General features: G+C 70.5%; 14 protein-coding genes. 8 read left to right on the top strand and 6 right to left on the bottom strand.

What is annotated here, in order from left to right; translation table 11 throughout:
• Positions 1-109: 109 nt before the first annotated feature.
• Entirely contained in the window at positions 110-1,174 is a 1,065-nt protein-coding gene (locus tag C469_RS00065) for a type II glyceraldehyde-3-phosphate dehydrogenase (RefSeq protein WP_008002698.1), read from the top strand.
• A gap of 47 nt (positions 1,175-1,221) precedes the next feature.
• Here the strand turns inward: C469_RS00065 and C469_RS17080 are convergent, their stop codons facing one another.
• The 3 genes from C469_RS17080 to C469_RS00055 form a co-directional block, all read right to left on the bottom strand.
• The gene (locus tag C469_RS17080) at positions 1,222-1,398 is read right to left on the bottom strand and encodes a hypothetical protein (RefSeq protein WP_008002697.1); all 177 of its coding nucleotides are present in this window, start codon (positions 1,396-1,398) and stop codon (positions 1,222-1,224) included.
• A 114-nt stretch (positions 1,399-1,512) separates the two neighbouring features.
• Positions 1,513-1,812, bottom strand: a complete 300-nt coding sequence (locus C469_RS00060) for a hypothetical protein (RefSeq protein WP_008002695.1) — start codon at positions 1,810-1,812, stop codon at positions 1,513-1,515.
• A gap of 94 nt (positions 1,813-1,906) precedes the next feature.
• On the bottom strand, positions 1,907-2,926 hold the full coding sequence (locus C469_RS00055; RefSeq protein ID WP_008002694.1) for a hypothetical protein: 1,020 nt from the start codon (positions 2,924-2,926) through the stop codon (positions 1,907-1,909).
• Positions 2,927-3,083: 157 nt separating this feature from the next.
• On the opposite strand from C469_RS00055, the gene C469_RS00050 reads away from it, so the two are divergent.
• A complete protein-coding gene (locus C469_RS00050) occupies positions 3,084-3,446 on the top strand; it encodes a DUF5518 domain-containing protein (RefSeq protein ID WP_008002693.1) in 363 nt (120 codons plus the stop codon).
• A 660-nt stretch (positions 3,447-4,106) separates the two neighbouring features.
• Here the strand turns inward: C469_RS00050 and C469_RS00045 are convergent.
• The gene (locus C469_RS00045) at positions 4,107-4,580 is read right to left on the bottom strand and encodes a redoxin domain-containing protein (protein WP_008002692.1); all 474 of its coding nucleotides are present in this window, start codon (positions 4,578-4,580) and stop codon (positions 4,107-4,109) included.
• A gap of 92 nt (positions 4,581-4,672) precedes the next feature.
• Entirely contained in the window at positions 4,673-5,176 is a 504-nt protein-coding gene (locus C469_RS00040; protein WP_008002691.1) for a DUF367 family protein, read from the bottom strand.
• A 456-nt stretch (positions 5,177-5,632) separates the two neighbouring features.
• Between C469_RS00040 and C469_RS00035 the strand changes: the two genes are divergently transcribed.
• The 3 genes from C469_RS00035 to C469_RS00025 all read left to right on the top strand — a co-directional run bounded on the left by C469_RS00035 (position 5,633) and on the right by C469_RS00025 (position 9,264).
• Complete coding sequence (locus C469_RS00035) at positions 5,633-6,388, top strand: coenzyme F420-0:L-glutamate ligase (protein WP_008002690.1); 756 nt, start codon at positions 5,633-5,635, stop codon at positions 6,386-6,388.
• A 2-nt stretch (positions 6,389-6,390) separates the two neighbouring features.
• Complete coding sequence (locus C469_RS00030; protein ID WP_008002689.1) at positions 6,391-7,374, top strand: 5,10-methylenetetrahydromethanopterin reductase; 984 nt, start codon at positions 6,391-6,393, stop codon at positions 7,372-7,374.
• 159 nt (positions 7,375-7,533) lie between these two features.
• Positions 7,534-9,264, top strand: a complete 1,731-nt coding sequence (locus C469_RS00025) for a methyl-accepting chemotaxis protein (protein ID WP_008002688.1) — start codon at positions 7,534-7,536, stop codon at positions 9,262-9,264.
• Positions 9,265-9,378: 114 nt separating this feature from the next.
• Here C469_RS00025 and C469_RS00020 read toward each other — a convergent pair whose 3' ends face one another.
• The gene (locus C469_RS00020; RefSeq protein ID WP_008002686.1) at positions 9,379-9,618 is read right to left on the bottom strand and encodes a hypothetical protein; all 240 of its coding nucleotides are present in this window, start codon (positions 9,616-9,618) and stop codon (positions 9,379-9,381) included.
• Between the two features lie 137 nt (positions 9,619-9,755).
• On the opposite strand from C469_RS00020, the gene C469_RS00015 reads away from it, so the two are divergent.
• The 3 genes from C469_RS00015 (at position 9,756) to C469_RS00005 (ending at position 13,502) form a co-directional block, all read left to right on the top strand.
• Positions 9,756-11,627 (top strand): site-2 protease family protein, encoded by a 1,872-nt coding sequence (locus tag C469_RS00015; RefSeq protein WP_008002683.1) that lies wholly within the window; start codon positions 9,756-9,758, stop codon positions 11,625-11,627.
• A gap of 82 nt (positions 11,628-11,709) precedes the next feature.
• Complete coding sequence (locus tag C469_RS00010) at positions 11,710-13,005, top strand: ornithine cyclodeaminase (protein WP_008002681.1); 1,296 nt, start codon at positions 11,710-11,712, stop codon at positions 13,003-13,005.
• A complete protein-coding gene (locus tag C469_RS00005; RefSeq protein ID WP_008002679.1) occupies positions 13,002-13,502 on the top strand; it encodes a GNAT family N-acetyltransferase in 501 nt (166 codons plus the stop codon). Before C469_RS00010 ends, C469_RS00005 begins: the two co-directional genes overlap by 4 nt.
• Positions 13,503-13,733 lie beyond the last annotated feature (231 nt).

Genomic DNA, 13,733 nt, shown 5'->3' with positions numbered 1-13,733 from the left:
AGTTTCATCTTCGCGGCGCGCGAATTAACCGACTGATTACTCTCCGCGTAGTTAATTTCTCACCAAAATCCTCGAAAACATTATACTGTTCGCCGAGCGACTGGGATCCATGATACGCGTGGGCGTCAACGGGTACGGAACGATCGGGAAACGCGTCGCGGACGCGGTCGCGGCCCAACCCGACATGGAACTCGTCGGCGTGACGAAGACGAGTCCGGACTACGGCGCCGAGGCCGCGCTCCGTCACGGCTACGACCTGTACGCCGCGATCGACGACCGAGCCGCCGCGTTCGAGGACGCCGGCCTCGGCGTCGCGGGGACCCTCCGCGACCTGCTCGACGCCGTCGACGTGATCGTCGACTGCGCGCCCGCAGGGATCGGCGAACGCAATCGAGCCACCTACGAGGCCCACGACACGCCCGCGATCTATCAGGGCGGCGAGGACGCCGCGATCGCGGACGACTCCTTCAACGCCCGCGCCAGCGGGGAGATAGGTGACGTGGACTCGCTCCGCGTCGTCTCCTGTAACACCACCGGGCTCTCGCGGCTCCTCGCCCCGCTCGACGAGGCGTACGGCGTCGAAAAGGCCCGCGTGACGCTCGTGCGCCGCGGCGGCGACCCGAGCGAGACCGACCGCGGCCCGATAAACGACGTGGTCCCGGACCCGAAGACGGTCCCCTCTCACCACGGTCCCGACGTGAACACGATCCTCCCGGACGTCGACGTGGACACGGCCGCGCTGAAGGCGCCGGTCACCGGCATGCACACCCACAGCGTCAACGTCACGCTTGAGCGGAAGCCGACCACGGCGGAGGTGCGCGAGCTGCTCCGCGCGGAGACGCGGCTGTTTCTGATCCCCGAGGGCGCCGGAATCGACGGCGCGGGCGCTCTGAAGGACTACGCGGCCGACGTGGGGCGCCCTCGCAGCGACCTCTGGGAGAACTGCGTCTGGGAGGAGTCGATAAGCGTCGAGGGCCGGGACTTGTACCTGTTCCAGAACGTCCACCAGGAGGCCGACGTGGTCCCGGAGAACGTCGACGCGATCCGGGAGCTTGTGACCGACACCTCTCGGGCCGAGTCGCTGGCGCGGACGAACGAGGCGCTCGGCGTCGGACTCGGCAGCCTGCTGTCAGATGACGGGACCGCCCGCGATCAGGTCGCCGCGGACGACTGACTCGCGGGACCGGTCGAACTCGTTTCCCGCCAAATCCCTCCCTCGCCTCACTCTGCAGGGGTCGTCACGAGGAACGTGCGCCCGCCGCGACGTTCGAGGTGGACCTCGCTGTCGCGGACGCGGTTCAGTCGGACGCGGTCGGCGATCCGGTCGGTCCGGCACTCGGTGACGTCGACGCGGGTCGGCGTCGCGTATCGGGGTCGATCGCGGCTCGTCGCGCTCATACCGCAGGCTCGGACCGGAACGCCCGTATAAGCGAGCCATCCGCGGAGTGAAAGTGAAAGTAGAGGCGTCGGCGGTGCGAGATCGGGAAATCGGGAATGAAGGGGCGCCGCGGCCTACCGTCGGAGCCCCGCCTCCTCGTCGCCCTCGACGTACCGCACGGTGAAGTAGTCGTAGCCGCCGTAGGCGGCGTCGAGCGCACCCAGCCACCAGTTCCAGCGCTCGACGAGCGAGGAGCCGTCAGGCGCGTCCCCGAGGTGGTCGAGCACGCCGGGCACGGTGAGGGCGTGTCCCCGGTCGCGGGAGGGCCGCCCCGAGTCGGCGAGGTCGTGAGCCGCCCGAGCGACCGCTCGCCGCTCGGCCTCGGTCCCGCCGAACTCCGACTCCAGGGCCTTCTCCAGACGCTGTCGGTCCATGCGCGAACCTATGAGGCCGAAGTATATGAGCCGCGTGGTAGGGGGTGGCACGTCCGGTGTCGACAGCCCGCCGCGCCCCCGCCTCGGCGGGAGGTCACAGCCGGGCCGCGAGCGCGAGGAAGAGGAGGCTGAACGGCGCCGTCAGCAGCGCCAGCAGCGCTCCGGCCGCCGCCTCGCCGGCCGCGAGGGCCATCGCGAGGCCGACGACGAGCGAGGCGGAGCCGAGGATCGCGAGGATGACGCGCTCCGGGACGCTGGCCCGGTCCGGGCCGTCGCTCCGAGCGAGCGTCGCGTCTAACCCCCGCTCGACCTCGTCGGCGAGGTCGGTCGGGACGAACAGCCACGGCGTCGACCGGTACCAGGCGTTCCCGCGGTACGCGAGCAGGAACACGGTCGTCCACGGGAGGTCGATCCGGCGCGTCCGGATCGCGGACCCGAGGTCGTCCGCGCGCGTCCGGTCGTGGCTCCGGGAGGTCCGCTCGACCGTCTCGGCGGCCGGGTCGAGGCGCACGTCGGTCCCGCGCGAGCCCGCGAGCACCGGAAAGAGCGTGGCGAACGCGACGAGCAGCGGGGCGAACCCGGAGAACAGCGACAGCGTGGCCGAGAACGGGTCGGACGCGACCGCAGCCGCCAGCACGGCGAGCACGGCTCCCGCCCCGGCGAGCGTCCAGCCGAGCCGGAGCCCAGAGAGATCGAACGAGTAGTCGCCGAACTGCGACCGGAGCTCGCGACGCCGCTCCGGGGATGTCTGATCGTACGCCACGATCCAGTACAGCAGCGACACCGGGCCGCCGACGAGGAGGAGGACGAGTAACGCCCACGTCGACGCCGGCGGGCCGCCGCCTTCGAACGGCGAGGCCCCGCCCCCGAGCACCGAGGCGACGACGCCGGCAGCGACGAACAGCAGCGCCGCGAGGACGAGCACGCCGGCGGTCGCGCTCGCGCCGAACGCCAGCGACCGCAGGCGCTCGAAGCGGACCGGCCCCCACTCGACGGGAGCCATCTCGGGGTCGGAGTCGGGAACCGCGGTCGCGTCGGCCTCGGGACCCGTCTCACGCTCCGGATCCGCCTGCGGCTGTACTCCGTCGCTCGACGCGCCGGATTCGGAGGGCATGGACAGCTGTTGGATCAGTAACGGCTTAAATTCCGGTCGTCGAGGGCGTGCTCGCCGCTCGGCGGCGACCGGCGGCGCCGTCGCCGTCGCGCTCGGCAGTCGGTTTTTAAATCGAAGCGGCGGCGAGTATTTACCTCCCGACCGGGTACGAGGGCGTATGACCGATTGGCGCGCCGTCGGCTACGGGTTCATCGTGATGTTGATCGCCGGGCTCCTCGCGACGTTCGTCCCGGTCGTCGGCCACATCGGCGCGGGGCTGATCGGGGGGTTCGTCGCCGGCTACGTCGCCGGCGGCGGGCTGCTCTCGGGGACGTGGCACGGCCTGCTCGCCGGCTCCGTGAGCGGGATCGTCGTCACGCTCCTGCTGGCCGCGTTCGGTGGCCTCGTGGGGCTCGCGGGCGGTCCCGTCGGCAGCCTGCTCGGCGGCGCCGGCGTGCTGGTCGTCGGGCTGTTCCTGACGCTGCTGTTCGCCATCGACTCGGCGCTCGCGGGCGCGATCGGCGGCGTGCTCGGGGACTGAGTCGGTTTTTCTGAGGTCATCTGGATATCGGAGACTCCGTGAGAGTGTACCTGCTGTCGGCGCGTGCCTGCGAGCGGGCCGGTGGCCCGCGAGCAGCACCGCGCGAGGGAGTCGGTGGTCCGGAGCGAAGCGGAGGACCACCGACAGGGCGAGAGCGAAGCTCTCGCTTGCAACCGGCGCGTAGCGCCGGTGACAGCGTGGCGCAGAGCGCCACGGGTAGCCGGCGGCTTCGCCGCCGGCGACGAGGCTGGGGAGGTGTGAGGCTGCGGTCCCGCGAGCGACCGGAGGGAGCGAGCGGGAGCACGGAAGTCGCAGCGCCGAGCGGAGCGAGGCGACCGTCTTCCGGCGGTGCGGTTGCGGGCGGGTGGGACTCAAAGGGGCAGTCGCGAGGGCGAAGCACGCCGCAGTAAGCACCGCAGCGAGTGAGCGAAGCGAACGAGCGAGGAGCTCAACAAGGCGCACGAGTCCTCGCGACTGGGGCTTTGGAGGTCTTTTCCGTCCCCCCCCACCAACGACAACGTATAGCCGAGCGGCTGGGGCTTTGGAGGTGTTCGCTGTCGATCCGCTGCCTGATTCTTATAAACGGAGAGCTAGCGTCTCAGTGGAGTTCACTACCGGACCGCGGTCAACTACGTATAAATAATCTCGATCAGCGACGTCCTACGCGCTTTCGACCGCGTCGAGGACGGCGTCGTAGTCGGGCTCGTTGGTCGGGTCGTCCGCGACCCAGTCGTAGACGATCTCGCCGTCGTCGTCGACCACGAACACGGCGCGGTTCGCGATCCCGTAAAGGCCGAGATCGGCGATGTCCATCTCCAGCCCGTACGCCCGGATCGCGTCGCCGCCCATGTCGCTCACGAGGTCGAACTCGATCCCGTGCTCCTCGCGGAACGCGCCCTGCGAGAACGGGGAGTCGGCGCTGACGCCGAAGATCGTCGCCCCCGCGTCCTCGAACTCGCCGGCGCGCTCCTGGAACGCCACCATCTCGTTCGTGCACGGCGGCGTGAACGCGCCGGGGAAGAACGCGAGCACGACCGGGCCGTCGCCGAGGTGGTCGTCGAGCTCGAACGGTTCGTGGTCGCTCGTACCGATCTTTGCCGAAATGTCGGGCGCGGTGTCACCGGTGGAAACCATCGGTCGGTGATACGTGCGAGTCACGCAAAAGGCTTGTCGCGCTCACGTTCGGTTCCGGTATCGACTCCCCCGTTCTCGGGACGCCCGAGGGGCTACTCCCGGTCGAGGTACTCCTGTTGGACCGCGACGATCTCGGACGAGTCCTCGCAGTCGGCGTACCGCCGGAGCGGCTCCTCGTTGAGGTCGAGGAACGTCTCGCCCCACGTGAACTTCGCCATGATTCGCTCGGCGTGGTCGAGCTCGCCGAGGATGGCGAGCGCGGCCGCGAACGCCTCGACGGTCGTGAGCCGCATCGGCCGTCCGAAGTTCACGGGGTTGCCGGCGACGAGGTACGGGAGCGCGCGGTGCTCGCCCGGCAGCGAGAACATCTTCTCGCCGGCCGACTCCCACGAGCAGTCGAGCGCGACCAAGGCGTTCTCGGCGGCGAGGTCGGCGTCGGCCGGCGAGAGCGCGCGCTCGGCGTGGGGATTGAGCACGACGCCGTAGGGGGTGGCGCGGTCCGAGCGGTGCAGCTCGGCGAGGTCGAACCGCGCGAGCTTCCGGGCCGTGCACTTGTCGGGGTCGTCGTCGCCCTCGTACCGGACGTGCAGGTCCACACCCGGCGTTCGCGAGAGCCGTTTATAAGCCGTGCGGACGGACGCAGCGGAAAAATGCTCGGGGTCGTCGTCCGCGCCCGATCACGCGACGCGGGTCCGCGTCGCGAACGGCTCGGGATCGTCTCGTTCCGGCGGGACGCGCGTCTGCGTCGCGATCGGGGCCGATTCGTCGTCGGTTGCTGGGTCGCTCATCGCGGGCGTCGCTCGCGTTTCACCGCATAAAACGTTTCGGCTGATAGAGTCATTATCTGGCTGATCTCCTAATATATGTTTGCTAAATACGAATAACTAGATATGATCGTACAGCGATAGCTGAATAGACCGACAGACCGTTATGTCTGACGACGATTCTTCCGTCGCTCCGCGCCGCGTCCGGACGCCGTCGAGTCGGTCCGAATACCGTCAAACCGGCCCGGTACCGGCGGGGTTTTTCCTCGTCGCCGCGCAGTGGATCGTATGGAGCTGTTCGCCGTTCCGGACCTCCCGGAGATCCGGGACGGAGACGATCTGGCGGCCATGATCGACGAGCGCGTCGACCTCCGTGAAGACGACGTGATCGTCGTCGCCAGCACCGTCGTCTCCAAGGCCGAGGGCCGGGTCTTCGACCTCGACGACTTCCCGGCGAGCGAGCGCGCGGAGGCGATCGCCGACCGGCTCGCCGAGATCGCCGGCGAGGAGAAGGACCCGCGCTTCGCGCAGGCCGTCATCGAGGAGTCGACGGAGCTGATCACCGAGGCGCCGTTCCTCCTCACCGCGACGCGCTTCGGCCACATCGGCGTCAACGCCGGGATCGACCGGTCGAACGTCCCCGGCGGCGACCTGCTGTTGCTCCCGGAGCGCCCCTCCGAGAGCGCGGAGCGAATTCGGGAGGGGCTCGGGGCCGACCGCGTCGTGGTCAGCGACACCTGCGGTCGGCCCTTCAGACACGGCCAGCGCGGGGTCGCGATCGGCTGGGCCGGGATGCCGGCGAGCCGCGACTGGCGCGGCGAGCGCGACCGCGACGGCCGCGAGATGGGCGTCACCGTCCAGAACGTGATCGACGAGCTCGCGTCGGCGGCGAACCTCGTCGCCGGCGAGGGCGACGGCGGCACCCCGGTCGTCGTCGTCCGCGACTGGGCGTTCGGCGACCACGACGGCTCGGACAACCACTTCCGCGAGCCGGAGGGCGACTTCGTCCGGCAGGCCCTCCGGCAGTGGACCTTCGACGGATAACCATGCTCGGCATCGAACTCACCCCCGAACACGACCTGCACCGCCTCGTCGACCTCGGCGTCCGCGCCGAGGACGCCGGCTACGACGCCGTCTACTCGACGTGTCACTACAACAACCGCGACCCGTGGGCGTTCCTCTCGCAGCTCGCGACCGCCACCGACTCCGTCCGCCTCGGTCCCGGCGTCGCCAACCCCTACGAGACCCACCCCGTGACGCTCGCCTCGCGAGTCGCCACCCTGGACGAGCTCTCCGAAGGCCGCGCCGTCTTCGGGCTCGGACCCGGCGACCCCTCGACGCTCCGGAACCTCGGGCTCGAGGAGGAGCGCGGGCTCCGTTCCGTGCTGGAGGCGTTCAAGACCGCCCAGCGGCTCTGGGCCGGCGAGCGCGTCGACCACGAGGGGACCTTCGACGCCGCGGGCGCCGGGCTCAACTACGAGCCCCCGCAGGGCGCCTCAATTCCGGTCCACGTCGGCGGCGAGGGGCCGCACATGTGTCGGATGGCCGCGAAACACGCCGACGGCCTGCTGTACAACGGCTCGCACCCGAAGGACCTCGCGTGGGCCCGCGAGCAGGTCGACGACGGGCTCGCGGATCGGCCCGATCACCGCGGTGACTTCGACCTGGTCGCCTACGCCGCGGTCTCGGTCGCCGAGGACGAGGCGGCCGCCCGCGAGGCCGCCCGCCCGCCGGTCGCGTTCATCGCCGGGGGCGCCGCCCCGCCGGTCCTGAAGCGGCACGGGATCGACCCGACCGCCGCCGGCGAGATCGGCGACCGCGTCTCGGCCGGCGAGTTCTCCGCGGCCTTCGAGCGCGTGACGCCCGAGATGATCGACGCGTTCTGCATGGCGGGCACCCCCGAGACCGTCCGCGAGCGCGCCGCCGCCGTCGCCGAGCACGCCGACGGGCTGGTGGTCGGCTCGCCGCTCGGCCCGGACCTGGAGCGGGCGGTCGATCTCGCCGCCGAGGCCGTGGACGGGCTGTTTTAAATCTCTCGCGAGGTTCTCGCCGTCCGAAAATCGGGAATCGCGCCTGATAACTCCGGGGTGAGTTTCATAAGCCGCTTGCGTCGAGTTCCGTGCATGTCGACGACACGACAGCGACGCCCGGGGCTCCGGGGGCGGTACGAGGCCCTCCTCTGGGGAACGATGGACCGCTTGGGAGTCTCCGAATCGATAGGGCGCAAGGTCGTCACGGCCGTCGGGATTCAGTTCCTCGTCACCGTCGGTATCTTCCTCGTGCCGTTTCTGGTGTCCGGGACGCTCTCGTACGTCCTCACCGGAGCCCTCTTTCTCGGCGCCGTCGTCGCGATCTACAACACCCTCCTCATCGTGCGCCGAGACTTCGTGGCGCCCCTCACACGGTTAGAGACCGGCGCCGACGCGATCGCGGCCGGCGAGATCGACGCGGTCGGTGCGGCAGACGGCTCCGAACCCCTGTTGGCCGGTAGCGACCAGCCCGACGAGATCGGGAGCCTCGTGAACTCGTTCGTCGAGGTCGAGCGCTACCTCGGGACCGTCTCGGCGCAGGCTGAGGCGCTCGCGGCCCAGGAGTTCGACGCTCCCGCGCTCGACGAGGACGTGCCGGGCGCGTTCGGCGACTCGCTCGACGAGATGGCGGGGAACCTCGAGGCGCACACGACGGAGCTCGAGTCGCTCGTCGACGCCTTCGGCGACGCGGCGGGGCGCGCGCGGGACGGCGACCTGACCGCGACGATCGACGACGACGCGCTGGCGACCGACGGGGACCGGTACGTCGAGCTGGTCGAGAACTACGACCGGCTCGTGACCACGCTCGGCGGGACGGTCGGGGAGGTCGCGTCGTTCACGGGCGACGTCGCGGACGCGAGCGGCGACGTGCGCGCGAGCATGGACGAGGTCGACGACGCCAGCGAGGAGGTCGCGCGTTCGGTCCAGGAGATCAGCGACGGCGCGGCCGAGCAGACCGAGGCGCTGGAGTCGGTCTCCGGCGAGATGAGCACCCTCTCGGCGACCGTCGAGGAGATCGCGGCGTCGGCAGACGACGCCGCGGCGACCGCCCGAAACGCGGCGGAACGCGGACGGGCCGGCCGCGAGGAGGCGACCGAGGCGATCGGGGAGCTGGAGGCGCTCGAAGCCAGCATCGCCGAGACGGCGACGGCCGTCGAGGACCTCGTCGACCGGGTCGGCGAGATCGACGAGATCGCCTCCGTCATCGACGGGATCGCCGAGGAGACGAACCTGCTCGCGCTGAACGCCTCCATCGAGGCGGCGCGGGCCGACGGCTCCGGTGACGGCTTCGCGGTCGTCGCCGACGAGGTGAAGGCGCTCGCCGAGGAGACCCGCGAGGAGGCCGCCGCGATCTCCGGGCGCATCGACGAGGTGCAGGCGGCGTCCGCGGAGACCGCCGCGGACGTGGACGCGATGGAGTCGCAGGTGTCGGACGGCGTCGACACGATCGAGTCGACGCTCCGGGAGTTCGAGGAGGTGGTCGAGGACGTGACGACCGTCGACGAGACGGTCCAGGAGATCAGCGAGGCGACCGACGACCAGGCGCGGACGACCCAGGAGGTCGTCGACATGGTCGACGACATCGCCTCGGTCAGCCGGCAGACGGCCGCCGAGGCGGAGACGGCCGCCGCCGCGGCCGAGGAGCAGACCGCGACGGTCTCCGAGGTCACCCGCCGGGTCCACGCGCTCTCGGACCAGTCGGACGAGCTGCTCGCGACGCTCGACGAGTTCGAGGTCCCCGAGGATGCCGGGAGCGACGTCGAGAGCGTCGAGAGCGTCGAGAGCGTCGAGAGCGCCGAGAGCGCCGCCGACGCCGACCTCGCCGCCGAGACCGGGCGCTCGGAAGCGGAACACCTCGGAGCGACGACCGCGAGCGCGGACGACGACTGAGGACGGAGTCGAGGCCGCCCTGCGCTATTCTGCCGGGCTGCGCTATTCCGCCGGGCTGCGCTATTCCGCCGGGCTGCGCTATTCCGCCGGGCTGCGCTATTCCGCCGGGCTGCGCTATTCCGCCGGGCCGCGACCGCCGAGCGAGGGGAGCGTCACGCCGATCTCCTGGAGGAGCGCCCCGATCGCCGCGTAGCCGAACGCGGCCAGCGCGCCGACGAGCAGCACCTGACCGATGACCACGAGGAGCGCCGAGATCGGGTCGCCGGCGCCGAGGATCAGGTCGTTCAGGAACAGGTCCACGAATCGTCCCACGTCTCCGACGAGACGGGAGACGACGTCGATGAGCGCGATCATGGCCGGCAGTTGGACCGGGGGGTACTTGGGCGTTGAGTTCGCGGCCGTCTCTCGGGCGCGCTGAAAAGGCGGTCGCGACCGGAGCGCGGTTCCGACAACCGAACGGCTTACACCCGACCGACACGGACCTGTCCGTCATGAACGCCCTGACGGACCTGTTCGCCGAGAACACGCTGTTGTGGGTCCTCACGGGGGTCCTCGCGTACTCCGCGGCCGCGATCTGGCTTCGGAACCGCGGGGTCCTCCCCGACTCCGTCCGCGTCTCCGGACCCGTATTGACCCTTCGCACCCTCCGCGGCCGCGTCTTCCTCAACCGACTCGCCGCGCCGAAGCGGCTCTGGCGAGCCGTCGCGAACCTCGGGCTCGGCGGGGCCTTGGTCGCGATGGTGGGCTCGTTCCTCCTCATCCTCTCGTCGGCGCTCTCCGCGATCCGCACCGCCCAGCCCTCCGCGATCCAGCAGCCGCAGAACTTCCTCATCATCCCCGGCGTGAACGACTTCCTCCCCCTGTCGGTCGCGCCGGAAATCGTCGCCGGACTCGCGGTCGCGATGGTCGTCCACGAGGGCGCACACGGCCTGCTGTGCCGCGTCGAGGGGATCGACATCGAGTCGATGGGGCTCGTCTTCTTCACGCTCCTCCCGGTCGGCGCCTTCGTCGAGCCGAACGAGGAGGCGACACAGGAGGCCTCCCGCGGCGCCCGTGCCCGGATGTTCGCCGCGGGCGTCACCGCGAACACGGTCCTCACGGTCCTCGTCTTCGCGCTGCTGTTCGGCCCCGTCGTCGGCGCGATCGCGCCGGCGCCCGGCTACGCCGTCGGCGAGGTGACGCCGGAGTCGCCGGCCGCGACGGCCGACATCGCGCACGGCGACCGGCTGGTCGCGGTGGACGGCGCCTCCGTCGACACCGCCGAGGAGTTCGAGGCCGCGCTCGCCGACGCCGGCGAGACCGTGAGCGTCACGGCCGACGACGGCGACGGAGAGCGGACCGCCGAGGTGGACCGAGAGCTCCAGGTGATCGGCTCCGCCGGCGGGAACCCGCTCGGCGTGACGATCGAGTCGGAGCCGGTCGCGATCACGTCGGTCAACGGCGAGCCCGTGGCGACCGAGGGGCAGTTCCTCGACGCCGTCGGCGACGCCGAGCGCGCGACGGTGACCGTCGACATCGACGACGCGGCCAACGCCACGGTCGACGCCGAAACGGCCGAGATCCCGATCGGGGCGTACGCGCTCGGCGCGCAGGAGGACGGGCCGCTTCACGCCGAAGGCGCGCCCCTCGGTGAGCCGCTGACGATCGTCTCGATCGACGGCGAGCGCGTCCGGAACAACGACGAGCTCTCGGCGGTACTCGGCGAGCGTGACCCCGGGACGACCGTCGAGGTCGTCGCGTACGGTCCCGACGACGAGCGCGTCAGCTACGACGTGGAACTCGACCCGCACCCGAACCGCGACGGCGGGTTCGTCGGCGTGAGCGTCTTCCCCGGGTCCAGCGGACTCGCGCTCGACGACTTCGGCGTCTCGGAGTACCCGGCCGGCGCGTACCTCGAGCTGCTCGGCGGCGACGGCGGCGAGGGGGCGTCCGACGGCCTCGCGATCGGCGGGCTCACGGACTCCCCGCTCGGGCTCGTCTTCGCCTCGCTCATCCTCCCGCTCGGCAGCCTGTTCGGGCTCCCGTTCAACTTCGCGGGATTCACCGGCGAGGTGACCAACTTCTACGCGGTCGAGGGCGCGTTCGCCGCGCTCGGGGGCGGGACGTTCCTGCTCGCGAACCTCCTCTTCTGGACCGGGTGGATCAACATCCAGCTGGCGCTGTTCAACTGCCTGCCGGCGTTCCCGCTCGACGGCGGCCGCATCCTCCGGATGGTCGCCGAGGCGGTGGTCAGCCGGGTCCCGGTCTCCGACCGGCACGCCGCGGTCCGGACGATCACGGTCTCCTCCGGGCTCGTCATGCTCGCCGGGCTGGTCATGATGATCTTCGGCAACCAGATCCTCGGAGCGCTCGGGCTGCTCTAGTTCGGGTTCGGACCTTGAGATCCGGCTCCGCGACGTTCGCCGAATGGGAAACGGGTTTCTCCGCGGGGCGAAACCGTGAGGTATGAGCCACTCACGCACCGTCGAGATCGAGGGCCACATCATCGACAGCGGGACGATGCAGCGCTGTTTCGGCGCGGTGATGGATCTCGGCGGCTCCTTCGACGTCGAGCAGTTCGACGTGGGGACCCACGAGGAGGCCGAGTCGTACTGCCGGATGGCGGTCTCGGCCGACGACCCGGAGACCCTCCAGGCGATCCTCCACGAGCTCCACCAGAACGGCGCGGTGCTCGAGGACCCGACCGACGTGGAGCTCGTGGCGGCGCCCGCGGACAAAGTCGTCCCGCCGGACTTCTACTCCACCACGAACCACCCGACTGAAGTGCTGTACGACGGCGAGTGGATCGAGGTCGACCGGATCGAGATGGACTGCGCGCTGATCGTGGATCCGGACGGAGGTCCGAACGGCGCCCCCCGAGCGTACACGAAGGTGCTCAACGCGGTCGAGGAGGGCGACCTCGTCGCGACCGACCAGTCCGGGATCCGCGTGAAACCCCCCGAGCGCCCGCGGAGCGGGGGCGGCGCGTTCGGCTTCATGCAGGGCGGCGTCTCCTCCGAGCGCCCCTCCGAGTCGACGATACGCGAGGTCGCCGAAGAGCTCCGGGAGGTGACCGAGGCCGGCGGGAACGTGATGGTCGTCGCCGGCCCCGCGGTCGTTCACTCGGGGGCGGGGGACGCGCTCGCGAAGCTGGTCGAGGCGGGCTACGTCGACGCGCTCTCTGCCGGGAACGGCTTCGCCACCCACGACCTGGAGCGCTCGCTGTACGGCACCTCGCTCGGGATGGACGTGGAGACGCTCGAACACCCCCGGAAGGGACACAAACACCACATCTGGACCATCTCGGAGATCATCCGCGCGGGCGGGATCGAGGCCGCCGTCGAGGACGGGATCGTCACGGAGGGCGTGATGTACCAGTGCGTGCGAAACGACGTGGACACCGTGCTCGCGGGCTCGATCCGCGACGACGGCCCGCTCCCGGACACGATCACCGACGCGGTGGAGGCGCAGAACGCGATCCGCGAGCAGGCCCACGACGCCGACATCGTGCTCATGCTCGCGACGCTGCTCCACTCGGTCGCGGTCGGGAATTGCCTCCCGTCGACGACGAAGACCGTCTGCGTCGACATCAACCCCGCCACCGTCACCCAGCTGCTCGACCGCGGCTCGGCGCAGGCGGTCGGGATGGTCACCGACATCGGGACGTTCGTCCCCACGCTCGCGGAGTTCGTGCTGGAGGGGGAAGACGGAGACGTCGCCGTCGGCGCGGACGGCGGGCACCCCCACGCCGGCGACGAATGACTGCCGACCTCCGACCGTACGACCCCGCGACCGACGCCGACGCGCTGTGCGAGCTGAAGACCGCCTTCGAGCGCGGGCTCGGCGCGTCGACCGGCGGCGAGGGGAAGGCGGCCGCCTACGAGGGGAAGCTCACCGACGACTACCGCGAACGGTGGCTCGCGTGGGTGGACCGCTGCGTCGCCGACGACGAGCGGTGCGTGACGGTCGCGGTCGACGATGAGGGCCTCGCCGGCTACGTGTTCGTTCTCCCCGAGCGCCTCGCGATGATCTGGGACGCCGCGGTGATCAACGAGCTCTACGTCGCCCCCGCGCACCGCGGTACCGACGTCGCAGACGACCTGATGGACGCTGCCGTCGCGCTCGCCGCCGATCAGAACCTCCCGCTCGACCGGATAGTGCTCGACGTCGACCCCGCAAACGAGCGCGCGAAGGCCTTCTACGACCGCCACGGCTTCGAGCGGTGGGGCGAGATGGTGGCGCGCTCGCTCGACGAGTGACTCCGGAACGGTATACGGCGCTCGTTCGAGACGTAAGCGATCCGTCGTAATCGTGTGTTCGGAGATACTCGCGGAAAACCGGTCGCTGAAGCCTGCCCCTGATCGATGGCGAGAGTGGGTATTGCAGATCGGTGACGGCGATAGGGTATTTAAACAACTGTGAGCGACGGCGACGATCGTTTATAAGTGAACGGCGGTGGCGCGCCTGCGAGCGGCCGCCATCGGCGGCCA

Origin of the sequence: Halorubrum lipolyticum DSM 21995, assembly GCF_000337375.1 — an archaeon.
GTDB lineage: Archaea > Halobacteriota > Halobacteria > Halobacteriales > Haloferacaceae > Halorubrum > Halorubrum lipolyticum.
Note: the sequence above shows the minus strand (reverse complement) of the source record. Positions and strands in the feature narration are given on the sequence as shown.

Excerpts from the sequence above, each read along its gene's own strand:
- C469_RS00065 (WP_008002698.1), top strand. The coding sequence starts at position 110 with ATGATACGCGTGGGCGTCAACGGGTACGGAACGATCGGGAAACGCGTC.
- C469_RS17080 (WP_008002697.1), bottom strand. The coding sequence starts at position 1,398 with ATGAGCGCGACGAGCCGCGATCGACCCCGATACGCGACGCCGACCCGC.
- C469_RS00060 (WP_008002695.1), bottom strand. The coding sequence starts at position 1,812 with ATGGACCGACAGCGTCTGGAGAAGGCCCTGGAGTCGGAGTTCGGCGGG.
- C469_RS00055 (WP_008002694.1), bottom strand. The coding sequence starts at position 2,926 with ATGCCCTCCGAATCCGGCGCGTCGAGCGACGGAGTACAGCCGCAGGCG.
- C469_RS00050 (WP_008002693.1), top strand. The coding sequence starts at position 3,084 with ATGACCGATTGGCGCGCCGTCGGCTACGGGTTCATCGTGATGTTGATC.
- C469_RS00045 (WP_008002692.1), bottom strand. The coding sequence starts at position 4,580 with ATGGTTTCCACCGGTGACACCGCGCCCGACATTTCGGCAAAGATCGGT.
- C469_RS00035 (WP_008002690.1), top strand. The coding sequence starts at position 5,633 with ATGGAGCTGTTCGCCGTTCCGGACCTCCCGGAGATCCGGGACGGAGAC.
- C469_RS00030 (WP_008002689.1), top strand. The coding sequence starts at position 6,391 with ATGCTCGGCATCGAACTCACCCCCGAACACGACCTGCACCGCCTCGTC.
- C469_RS00025 (WP_008002688.1), top strand. The coding sequence starts at position 7,534 with ATGGACCGCTTGGGAGTCTCCGAATCGATAGGGCGCAAGGTCGTCACG.
- C469_RS00020 (WP_008002686.1), bottom strand. The coding sequence starts at position 9,618 with ATGATCGCGCTCATCGACGTCGTCTCCCGTCTCGTCGGAGACGTGGGA.
- C469_RS00015 (WP_008002683.1), top strand. The coding sequence starts at position 9,756 with ATGAACGCCCTGACGGACCTGTTCGCCGAGAACACGCTGTTGTGGGTC.
- C469_RS00010 (WP_008002681.1), top strand. The coding sequence starts at position 11,710 with ATGAGCCACTCACGCACCGTCGAGATCGAGGGCCACATCATCGACAGC.
- C469_RS00005 (WP_008002679.1), top strand. The coding sequence starts at position 13,002 with ATGACTGCCGACCTCCGACCGTACGACCCCGCGACCGACGCCGACGCG.